Raw genomic sequence first — 7,661 nt, 5'->3', positions numbered from 1 at the left:
GACATTAGCGGTCGGAGAAACAAGGGCGTGATCGGTCTCCCCCGCCGCTATGGAAATGGCCTCGCGGATATGGCTGATTAGCAGACTACCGCCGGGAATAGCTTCTCTTCGGATCAGGTCTTTTATTTCAGCTTCTACTGCTTTTTTAACCGTCGCATTGCCGGGGTTGAGGCCTGAAATGGTCAAGGTCAAAGGCTGTGGAACAGGCGAAAGAACAAAGGGATCACTTGTGACCGGGCGCTCATTGGCAATGTGCGCGGCAACGGTTGCAACATCAGCCGCCTGGGGGATACCGTCCGCGTAACTGTCATCCATCATAAAGCGCACTGTCACAGTACCCGGTCCCATTTCTTTTGGGGAAATAAAGACACGGGTTACATCACGACCATGAGATTTTTTATCAAGAGCCCATTGTTCATAATCGTGTTTTGCCCCGCCATGAGGTGGCTTTCTAATTCGCAGCAAAAGACGCTTTAACAGGGAAATATCGCTTTCCTGATCAGCCCCGTTTACAAGCCCGCCTTCAGCAACGGCCACCGTCGTTTCAATTGATACAACAGGCGACACAAGGGACAGGGTAACGCCGGGCTCACTGTTACTGATTTTCCCAGGCGTTTCTGCTCGGACATTGATCGTTGCATTTACCCCGTCAATCGTTGCTATAGCCGACGTAAAATATACCTGGCCATCACTACGTTGGATCTTGGTACCTGATGGAATTTGCGCACCGTTTGCCCCTGTAAAAGTGACATTACCTGTAGCTGCTATCGCATCTTGTCTGATGACACCCCAAATTGACGCCCAACGGGATAAATATTCTTTCTCAGCTGTATCAGGAAAAACCTGTTTTGCAATCCAGCTGATAAAGCCATAAAGGCCATGAACAGCCCCGGCATATGCGCGCGCCAGGACGGCAATAAAAGCACGGCGTAATTTCGATGCTGTGCCTTGCAGGCGGCTATCAATATCCGCGCCGATCCGGGCTGCAATTTCTTGTAATGTTGGCCTAGCGTATGGCATCTAAAACGTTCCCTTATCCATTATCTAAAGGCCCCGTTGTTTGGGAATCCCATTGTGTTTGATAAGAAAATTTTGACTGTGTTCCATCAGGTTTCTTGATCAATATTTTCTCAGCTAAAAGCCCGCGTTTGATCCATTCCCCGGTTACGACAACTTTGCGCGCCACACCGTCCTCAACGAGCCAATCAAGAGCCTGTTGATCGGCTTCAATAATCTTGTTCAAGGTTTCTGTGGTTTGCTTTTCTCGTAAATATAGCCAGCGTAAGGAACCTATCTGATCGCCTTGGTTTTCATTAAGCAGATCACCCCACCAACCCCGACGATCCGTTTCACCTGCGGGTAATTCTGTGTTTTTAGGCGCGCGCTTATCGGTAAAGAGGCTAAGAACAACAGCGGTCTGTAAGCCTTCGTCCGTTTCAAGATCTCCTTCGCTTAAAGCGAGATCTCCGGTTAGCAGTTGTCCGTCAAAAATAATCCGGGCATCCATCAGCTGGTCCTCTCGTAATGATCGCTAGGGATATCCGGCATATCCAAGCCGTGTTCGGTACCCGTTATATTTGCCCCTGTTGTGTAGGTATCATCATGCCAATTTGTGCCGCCTGTATGTGACCGGCGCTTGCCCAAACCTTTGACATCTTCTTGAACATATTCACGCCCATGAATTTCAACGCCTTTACCTTCAAGGCGAATGATACCTTCTGATTCCAGTAAGATATTTTTAGCCAGGGCATGAATACCACCGCGCTTGATATGCACCTTTTGACCCTGATCGTCATAGATAGCGACTTCCCCGCCTTTAAGGCCTTTGAGGCGATATCTGCGATCTTCAACCGCGATAACCAGGCTATGGCTACGATCACCGCCGACAGTCAATAAAACAGCCTCAGCGCCGGGATGCGGCACGGATGTATAGCCGTATTCCTGAAGCCGTTCGACACGATCCAAAACTTCGTTGGCCAACGCTGAAACCTGTAGCTCCTGAAGAACAGTTTTATCGTCAATAAGATTCAAAACACACCGGGAAACCATCAAAGACACACGGCGTTTTAAGGGATCTAAAAGGCGGCTTAAAGCGGGTAATAATTGTTCTAAAATATCCATAGATCATGCTCCCTTTTCTGCTACAGGGAGCAGAGAGAAAGCACCTTTGGGTACTAACGTAAGCGTGGAAATTTTACCCGCTTCGCTGTAGGTCCAGTTCACTGCTGAAATCAATAGGTCATGATTAACGCCAAGCCAGTTACATTTCATATGTACTAGACGGTTAGGACGCCAGATTTGCCCGTCAGGCTTTTCACGCCAGCCTTGAACTTTGATTGTGATTTTTAGCCCGCGTGCGGCTCTGACATTTGCTTCCCAAGCGGCGCGGTCATTTGCTGAAATATTATTTGTGGACTGTTCCGCCTGAAGAACCAGGGGACGGTAGCGCTTAATCGCCTTATCCCGGTATTGGCCTATAGATCCGGCCACTTCTTCGCTTGAAATTCCACTGTGTCCTTGTTGTTGTCCTTTAACGGTATAATGGCTGTAACGGTTAAGGTCCGAGCTTTGCCCTGATGCTGAAAGAATGTTTACACCGCGTTCCAAAGAAACTGACGCCCTGGCTGTCCCGGCCCTTGTTAGAATGAGGCTTCCTTTACCATCAGGCATGATCAAAACAGCGCGCATCCGGCAAAGGCGCTCTATAGCTGCAAAAGCTGTTTCGCCTTCGTTGATTTTGAATGTGTTGAAAACTTGCCCTGTATCAACATTTTTTAAAACACGGATACCAAAAGGTTTACAGATATCAGCCGCGATACTTTCCAGCTTTTGATTTAGCCATTGTCCCGGATCAGCTGAACAATCAACCAGATCGCCCGTTGCATCCCGCCCCGAAATTGCAATTGAATGTGACCCGGCATCATAGGAAGGGTTCGCGCTATCAATGAAGCCTGTTGAAAGGGTTTCGCCCTCGAGCAAAATGCCGCATAAATCGCCTTTGTTAATACTTTGAATCTGGCTTAAAACTTGATTGTTTTTGCTGCCTGTATTGCTTGGCCATTCGCCCGCAACACCTAAACTAAAACTGGACGCTGCGGCTTCCATTGACTGACGGACTGATACAGCGGTCCACCCTGTGAAATCTTTGTTATTGACCTTGAGCGTGACTGTCATCGCGCCCCGCCTTCGGTAATACCGTCAATTAAAATTTCAAGATTTTCGCCGCCAGGAACAAAGCCCGGATGTGCCAGATTATTCCGCTGGATAAGTTCACCCTCGCGACTGGCATCATCATAAATATTATAAGCCTGTACTAGAGCCGGGACTGTTGTATCGATAGCAACGTCAACAACCTGTGCCAGATAAGGGGTTCTGGCCTTTAGGTGCTCAACAACTGAAGTCCGTAAAACCGCAAAGGCATTAAAAGTATTATCGTCTTCAGACACGCTAAGAATATCAAGCTCGTCATCGATAGAACCAACAAGATTATCTTGTAAAGAAAGCGCCGAAGATCTGTTCGAGAGTTCAAGCCCTGGTACAGATTGAACAGCACTGACAATCCCAGCTCTGCGAACAAGAGAGGTAATAGCTTCAGTATTGAGTTTTTGCCTTGCTCGTGTGGCCGTTGTTGCCGGGATCTGGGGGAGATCATCAGCAAATCCGGAAAGTTCTGGCAGAGATTCAACCAGTTTCACCGATGGGGCTTGCGTACTGGAAAAATAGCCTATTGTTTCGGAAAGCTCACCGCCAAGTAACGCAGGATCACCCGTTAATTGTGGCGCGCTTTTTGTTAAATTTGTTACCTTGTTTTGTAAATCAACATCAACAACCCCGCTGCCAAAAATGGAAGCTTGTTCGCTTAAATTACCCGCCGCCAGGCTAACAACATTTGCCGCATCTTCGCGGATAAAACCGGGAAAACCTGTGACTTTGAAATCATCAGCGAAAGATTGTATTGCGAAATTTTTCGCGGTTATCGCATCCGTATTCAATTTAGCCGCTGTATCAGGTTGCGCCGATGGGTAAAGATTTTCCCCGGCCTCAATAAAGGTAAGCGTAAAGCTTGCCATCCTGCCTTCGCGGGTAGTTTCTGTTAACTTGCAGCCAACACAAATAACATCAAGCGAACCTAACCAGGGATGCACAAGTTTACGCGCGCCCGGCTTGCCACAAACGGCTATCAGGTTGTCACGCTTTTCAAAATAATCTTCGCCGATGACATAGGCTTCAACGCTATAATCCGACGTTTTCTTTCGCATGTCTTCAGGGTGAGATTTGTCCTTCCCCGGAAACTCATGCAATGCTATTTGACGGCCAGCAACATCAGCTGAATGAGAAAATACTTCAAAAGGTACATCATCCAAAGAGGCCGGGCGGAGCTTGTCTTTCCAACTCATCGTACCTATATTCCTAAAATGACTGAAATATTGAACAGCATTGACCCGAACGTTCTATTGATAGCCGCTGTTATCATTGGCGGTTTTGCCCTGCGCTTTGCTTTTTCTATCTGGCAAGAGCTACTGGCTTTAGCGATTGTTCCTACCGCTTTTATGGTCGGTGTCTTCAGCTTTTGGCCTGAAACTGATCTGGGCGAAGAGCTATACGCGGGCTTCTTTATTTTCTTTGCGATCTGCCTGGCCATAAATAAATTAAAGCCGGAAGCCCAAGAAACAGAAGAAGACGTCAAAGCCTGATCCATCAGGAAAGCCCTCCCATAGCACCGCCCATGTAAGTCGTCTCTGTATCCAGCGAAACGCCTGATTTGCCGTCTGTAACGGTATCTATGCGTGTATTAGCCGGGGCATTCTCAAACTGTACCTTGATTGCACCGCCGACCTGATTTTGACCACCGGGAAGAATGGAGGGTAAAGCGGTGCCATAGGTGGCTGTATTGTTGGCTAACCCATTGGCTGTCGCAGGGCTGTCATTATCGCCAAAGCCGAAAAAGTCAGATATTCCGCTGGCAGCGTTGCCCAGGAAAGAGGATATGTTGGCCCATTTGGCTTTGATACCTTCCAAAAGGCTGGCAATCCATTTCATGCCAATTTCGCCCAGATCGATGCCGAAAAGATCTTTGATCACGTCATTGACAAGATTAATGATCAAACCAAAGGGATTTATCGACTGCAAAATCACAGCCATTGAATCAAGAGCCGCCGAAAACGCCTCTTTCATTTTCCCCCAGGCAGCTGATAGCCAGGTACTTACCTGATCCCAATTATTCCAAAGCCAGATAGCCCCGGCGACAAGCGCGGCAATACCAACAACAATCCATGTAATAGGGTTAGCTAAAAGAGCGGCGGCAAATCCCCAGGCGGCGGATGTCGCGCCTATGATTGACGGGATAAAGGCAATAAAGCCCTTGATAGCGGCGGCTATGCCCTGTGTCGCAAGCACGGTCATTTTGATAATAACTGTACTCAGTGACAAAATGAGTTTGGCCATTGGAATAAATAAGCCGGCAATGGCTGCGACCAATTTAACGCCTAACGCGGTCAATAGCAGGGATATACCTGTTCGCATTAATCCGAAATGACGCAAAACAGAGATAATAGGCGAAAGGAAATCGGATAAAACGCCCGTTGTAAAAATGGCACTTTTTGCCAAGTTAGACAGGTTTGCTGTACCAACTTTCCAGACATCAATCACGAAACCTACCACACCACCTAACAGGCTAAAGGCTTCTTTCAGCGCTTGAATGATTTGAGGTTTTGCCTCTAGTGAAAAATCTTTAAAGGCGTTTATTGCATCATTGAAATGCGGCATTAAATCAGCGGCAATTGCGTAGCCAAAAGACGAAATTACGCGCATAAGACGGGTTAGATCATCGTTGAACTTTTCTGATGCACGGGCCTGTTCTTCGGTAATGATGCCAAGCTTTACGGCTTCTTCACCGCTCTTTTTCATCGCGGCAGCACCGCCTTTAAAGGCGTTGATCATATCCGAACCACTACGGCCCATAAGATCCTGTGCAATGGATACCCTAAGCGCCGGATCTTCAATTTTGTCGATAGCGTCGGCAACCTCATACATGAGTGCCTCGCCGTCTTTCATTTTCCCTGTACTGTCTTTGACAGAAATACCCAAGGCCGCAAATGCATCCTTTGCCGCGCCAACACCCTGCGCGGCTTCACCCGCGCCATTAAGCAAGAAACGCAGAGAGTCATCCAGTTTGGTATTTTCGACCCCCGCTAATTCGGCATGATACCTAAGCTTTTGAAGGCCTTCGATACCCACACCTAATTTATCAGCCGTCTTTGCGATTTGATCCCCGGCATTGGCAACACCCTTGACCAAACCAAAAAGCGCCCCGCCAGCTGCTGTAGCGCCCGCCGCAAACCATTTGCCGAAAGCCAGGCTTTCTTTACCGACTTTCCCAAGTTGTTTGCCAACACCGCCCAGATCCTTTGAAAGTTTATCCAGCCCGGTATTCTTGCTCAGCTTTGCAAATGCCTTGCCCATTTTACCGATGGGTTGGGTCACTTGATCGACCACTTGCATTACCATTTTGAGAGAAAAACTCATGACTGTTTACCGTAAACCTGTTTGTTGATCCGGGCGGCTTGTTGACGCCACTCTAAGAGTTGCTCTATCCGCATCGATGCGAACTCAGAAGGTTGAAAATGGAAGGTGAAGGCTACTTCGGCTCTGATGTCTCGCCAATTGGCAGGAACGCCGACAAAAAACCCTTACAAGCCATGACAACCCCAGCCATATCCGCTAGATGGATTTTCCTAGCTGAAGAAAGTGGAATATTTGCCAATCCGGATATAACCTTTGGAATATTTCCCAGATTGATTTTCACTTCACCGTCGCTATTAACAACAAGATTGACATCTTCCAGAACCGCAAGAGTTGGCTCTTGAAGTTCCAGGGTTTTTGTCGTTTCGCCGTGCGCTTCAATTGGATGCTTTAAAGTAACTGTCGGCATTATTTTACTTCCTCAGCTGAGAGGCCTTCGAAACGCACAGGAATGTTGCCTTCTTCAGTTCCGGCAGTACCTTCATGTGCGTACCAGGCGTTTCGTAAAAGGATGGTTTTACCGTTAGCGAGCTCAAGCGTGATCGTCACATCATCAAGCTCAAGCAACTTGGCTACATCCAGTTTGGAATGATCGGTGATTTCCCCTTCAATAAAGGGAATTTGAGGCGTGATCTTATAGCCATGAACTTTGTCATGTCCGACCATGCCTTCTTTTTTGTCTTTACCCAGATTGTAGGTAAAGCCACCCTTGGCGTCGTATTGAGTACCATCGACCTTAAAAAAGATCTTTCCGGCACGAGCATTGGGGTTAGCCATTCTTTTTTATCCTTGTGTTTTGCCTGATCCGGCGGGCCGGATCAGGGCTTTACGACATGTTAGATTTAGAGAAGGAAACCGATTTGAGCGGCCCCGACACGGAACTGGTTGACCAGATCCGGCGGCAACATCCAATCAAGACGGTTAGGATCTTTGGAATTTCGTTCGCAAATCACCTCTTCCTTGAATTGATCAATGTTTTCGACCAAGCCTAATTCTTCCCAGACACGGGCACGGGCAACAACTTCAGAGCGCCCCACATTCGGGGTGATTATTGCTTGTCCTTGACCGTAATTACGTCCGTCATCAGCTAACTTGTGACGCGGGTATTTCCTAAGAATAAGAGTGCGGAAATCATAACG

At 47.7% G+C, this 7,661-nt stretch carries 11 protein-coding genes; 1 reads left to right on the top strand and 10 read right to left on the bottom strand.

Annotation, left to right across the window (positions count from 1 at the left end; genetic code table 11):
• From Q0241_RS08535 to Q0241_RS08515, 5 genes are all read right to left on the bottom strand, one after another.
• Nucleotides 1-1,020: baseplate J/gp47 family protein (locus Q0241_RS08535; RefSeq protein WP_299376046.1), on the bottom strand; the 1,020-nt coding region annotated here is incomplete at its 3' end.
• A 13-nt stretch (nucleotides 1,021-1,033) separates the two neighbouring features.
• Nucleotides 1,034-1,507, bottom strand: a complete 474-nt coding sequence (locus Q0241_RS08530) for a phage GP46 family protein (RefSeq protein ID WP_299376043.1) — start codon at nucleotides 1,505-1,507, stop codon at nucleotides 1,034-1,036.
• Nucleotides 1,507-2,121, bottom strand: coding sequence for a phage baseplate assembly protein V (locus tag Q0241_RS08525; RefSeq protein WP_299376040.1), 615 nt, complete (start codon nucleotides 2,119-2,121; stop codon nucleotides 1,507-1,509). The genes Q0241_RS08530 and Q0241_RS08525 overlap by 1 nt, the downstream gene beginning before the upstream one ends.
• A gap of 3 nt (nucleotides 2,122-2,124) precedes the next feature.
• Nucleotides 2,125-3,174 carry a phage baseplate assembly protein gene (locus tag Q0241_RS08520; protein WP_299376037.1) on the bottom strand — a complete coding sequence of 350 codons (1,050 nt, stop codon included), beginning with the start codon at nucleotides 3,172-3,174 and terminating at the stop codon, nucleotides 2,125-2,127.
• Nucleotides 3,171-4,397, bottom strand: coding sequence for a DNA circularization N-terminal domain-containing protein (locus tag Q0241_RS08515; RefSeq protein WP_299376034.1), 1,227 nt, complete (start codon nucleotides 4,395-4,397; stop codon nucleotides 3,171-3,173). The genes Q0241_RS08520 and Q0241_RS08515 overlap by 4 nt, the downstream gene beginning before the upstream one ends.
• A gap of 18 nt (nucleotides 4,398-4,415) precedes the next feature.
• On the opposite strand from Q0241_RS08515, the gene Q0241_RS08510 reads away from it, so the two are divergent.
• Nucleotides 4,416-4,694 (top strand): hypothetical protein, encoded by a 279-nt coding sequence (locus Q0241_RS08510; protein ID WP_299376031.1) that lies wholly within the window; start codon nucleotides 4,416-4,418, stop codon nucleotides 4,692-4,694.
• Between the two features lie 4 nt (nucleotides 4,695-4,698).
• Here Q0241_RS08510 and Q0241_RS08505 read toward each other — a convergent pair whose 3' ends face one another.
• The 5 genes from Q0241_RS08505 to Q0241_RS08490 form a co-directional block, all read right to left on the bottom strand.
• Nucleotides 4,699-6,525, bottom strand: a complete 1,827-nt coding sequence (locus Q0241_RS08505) for a hypothetical protein (RefSeq protein WP_299376028.1) — start codon at nucleotides 6,523-6,525, stop codon at nucleotides 4,699-4,701.
• Nucleotides 6,522-6,653 carry a GpE family phage tail protein gene (locus tag Q0241_RS22550; protein ID WP_366941159.1) on the bottom strand — a complete coding sequence of 44 codons (132 nt, stop codon included), beginning with the start codon at nucleotides 6,651-6,653 and terminating at the stop codon, nucleotides 6,522-6,524. The genes Q0241_RS08505 and Q0241_RS22550 overlap by 4 nt, the downstream gene beginning before the upstream one ends.
• Entirely contained in the window at nucleotides 6,638-6,931 is a 294-nt protein-coding gene (locus tag Q0241_RS08500) for a phage tail assembly protein (protein WP_299376026.1), read from the bottom strand. The genes Q0241_RS22550 and Q0241_RS08500 overlap by 16 nt, the downstream gene beginning before the upstream one ends.
• Nucleotides 6,931-7,299, bottom strand: a complete 369-nt coding sequence (locus Q0241_RS08495; RefSeq protein WP_299376023.1) for a phage tail tube protein — start codon at nucleotides 7,297-7,299, stop codon at nucleotides 6,931-6,933. The genes Q0241_RS08500 and Q0241_RS08495 overlap by 1 nt, the downstream gene beginning before the upstream one ends.
• A 65-nt stretch (nucleotides 7,300-7,364) precedes the next feature.
• A partial coding sequence (locus Q0241_RS08490; RefSeq protein ID WP_299376020.1) for a phage tail sheath C-terminal domain-containing protein occupies nucleotides 7,365-7,661 on the bottom strand: 297 nt, incomplete at its 5' end.

Origin of the sequence: uncultured Kiloniella sp. (assembly GCF_937128705.1) — a bacterium.
In the GTDB taxonomy this organism is placed as follows: Bacteria; Pseudomonadota; Alphaproteobacteria; order Kiloniellales; family Kiloniellaceae; genus Kiloniella.
Note: the sequence above shows the minus strand (reverse complement) of the source record. Positions and strands in the feature narration are given on the sequence as shown.

Excerpts from the sequence above, each read along its gene's own strand:
- Q0241_RS08500 (WP_299376026.1), bottom strand. The coding sequence starts at position 6,931 with ATGCCGACAGTTACTTTAAAGCATCCAATTGAAGCGCACGGCGAAACG.
- Q0241_RS08505 (WP_299376028.1), bottom strand. The coding sequence starts at position 6,525 with ATGAGTTTTTCTCTCAAAATGGTAATGCAAGTGGTCGATCAAGTGACC.
- Q0241_RS08530 (WP_299376043.1), bottom strand. The coding sequence starts at position 1,507 with ATGGATGCCCGGATTATTTTTGACGGACAACTGCTAACCGGAGATCTC.
- Q0241_RS08495 (WP_299376023.1), bottom strand. The coding sequence starts at position 7,299 with ATGGCTAACCCCAATGCTCGTGCCGGAAAGATCTTTTTTAAGGTCGAT.
- Q0241_RS08510 (WP_299376031.1), top strand. The coding sequence starts at position 4,416 with ATGACTGAAATATTGAACAGCATTGACCCGAACGTTCTATTGATAGCC.
- Q0241_RS08525 (WP_299376040.1), bottom strand. The coding sequence starts at position 2,121 with ATGGATATTTTAGAACAATTATTACCCGCTTTAAGCCGCCTTTTAGAT.
- Q0241_RS08520 (WP_299376037.1), bottom strand. The coding sequence starts at position 3,174 with ATGACAGTCACGCTCAAGGTCAATAACAAAGATTTCACAGGGTGGACC.
- Q0241_RS08515 (WP_299376034.1), bottom strand. The coding sequence starts at position 4,397 with ATGAGTTGGAAAGACAAGCTCCGCCCGGCCTCTTTGGATGATGTACCT.